We start from the raw sequence: 2063 nt of genomic DNA, 5'->3' as shown, positions 1-2063 counted from the left end.
TCCCATAATTAATAGTGCCACTTTCATCATTTGTCTTATCATAGTGGACAACCGCTGAATCATCCGACTGAAGATCCTTAGAAAGACCTTTCAAACTGTCTTCGAGTTGTTTCTTATTAACCGCTTCATTATCTTTCTCTGCCGCCTTAACACCCGAAAGAGTTCTATCCTTACTGTCCTGATCAGCAATACTAACTACATTACCGTATTTTTCACCACCTATTTTGATCAGATTTGTTTTTTCATCCCACTTAACAAGACTATCGCTAACGACAGTGGTAATATTATTGGTAATATCATTTTTTATATTCGTGAAAGAATTGCCTACTCCAGCCAATGCTTCAGCTACAGTGGAATACGTCTTATCTTCTGATTTTCCATCTTCCTTAACTGTCTTAATTTTAAAAGTAGGCGCTGTCCATTTTCCATTCTCACCATAACCAGAGCCACCACCAAAATAGCTCGCAAGCTGCTCATTCAATGAATAAAGCTGACCTCCTGTTACTGCATCCGTGGAACCAGAAGCAATATTTCCATCTAAAAGATGGGTAATTTTACTCTTTGTGTTTGTACCATCCTTCTTATGATCAGCAATAAATGCGTTATCGGTATCGCTCCACAATAAAGCATCACCTTGAACTTGTTGCGTAATATTCGTTATATTTTTGGTAAAATCGTTGAATTTATTCGTTATATCGTTGGTAACTTTATTCTGGACATTCGTGATAGAAGTACCAACACCTTCAAAAGCTTCCGCTACATTCTGATAAGTATTTTCTTTTTCCTTACCATCTCCATTAACAGTTTTAACTGTAAAAGTAGGGGCTTTCCATGTGCCATTCTCATAACTCGCTCCGCCTCCAAAGTACTGCGCAACATTGCTTCCTAAACCATAAAGCTGGGAACCTGTGATCGCTTCTGTTGAAGCAGCAGAAATATCCCCATTGGCAAGATACTTAATCTTGCTCGCCGTTTTTGCTCCATCTTTCCCGTGTTGAGCACTAAAGGCTTTATCAGCATCACTCCACATCAACGCATCACCTTGAACTTCTTGCGTAATATTGGTGATGCTTTGGCTAAACTCTTTTTGAAGTTTCTCAAAAGAGCTTCCTACGCCCGTAAATGCTTCTGCAACTGTACTATATTCTTTATCTTCAATGGAAACACCATCTTCCTTAACAGCCTTAAACTTAAAGACTGGTGCACTCCATGCGCCATTCTCATAACTTGCTCCACCACCAAAGTACTGCGCAACACTGCTGCCCAAAGCATAAAGCTGGGAACCATTAATGGCATCGGTTGAGAGAGAACTAATAACGCCACCTTTAAGAGATGTAATCTTGCTGTTTTCTTCTTTATCTCCATGTTGCGCTAAAAAGGCATTTGCATCCTTGCTCCAATTTARAGAATCYTGTGCAACGCCCTGAGATACTTCTTTAATACGTTGATTCACATTCTTGATATTACTATCAAGTCCTGCAAGTGCTGTTCCAACACCGTCAAGAGAACTTGCTGTTACAACACCATCTTTGGCAATGTAAGATAATTTATAGGTCGGTCCTTTAAAGGCACCATCTTTAAAGGATGCTTCTCCACCAAGGAATTTTGCAATATCCTCACCGATTTTGTTGATCTGCTTACCATTGATTGCATCATGTGATCCTGAAGAAATCACACCATCAGCAACATTGTGGAGAGCCGTGAGGGTTTGATCTTTACCACCAAAAGTGATACTCCCATAATTAACGGTACCATTTTTATCATCTGCCTTATCATAGTGGACAACCGCTGAATCTTCTGACTGAAGATGATTAATTTGGTTGGTGATCTCATTGGTGATTTTATTCTGAACATTTGTAAAAGATGTACCCACTCCTGCTAAAGCATCCGCTACATTCTGATAAGTCTTATCTTCTTCCTTGCCATCATTTTTAACTGTTTTGACTTTAAAGGTAGGCGCTTTCCATTCACCCTTTTCATTATAACCAGCTCCACCGCCAAAATAGGTCGCAAACTGTTTGTTCACTGAATAGAGTTGTCCACCCGTAACTGCATCGGTAGAA

The 2063-nt window shown here is 39.6% G+C and carries 1 pseudogene; it reads right to left on the bottom strand.

The window, feature by feature from the left end:
* Nucleotides 1-2063 (bottom strand): annotated as a pseudogene (locus tag CER18_RS10155) (hypothetical protein); the annotation flags it as partial.

Source organism: Bartonella tribocorum, from assembly GCF_002777915.1.
Taxonomy (GTDB): Bacteria; Pseudomonadota; Alphaproteobacteria; order Rhizobiales; family Rhizobiaceae; genus Bartonella; species Bartonella tribocorum_A.
Note: the sequence above shows the minus strand (reverse complement) of the source record. Positions and strands in the feature narration are given on the sequence as shown.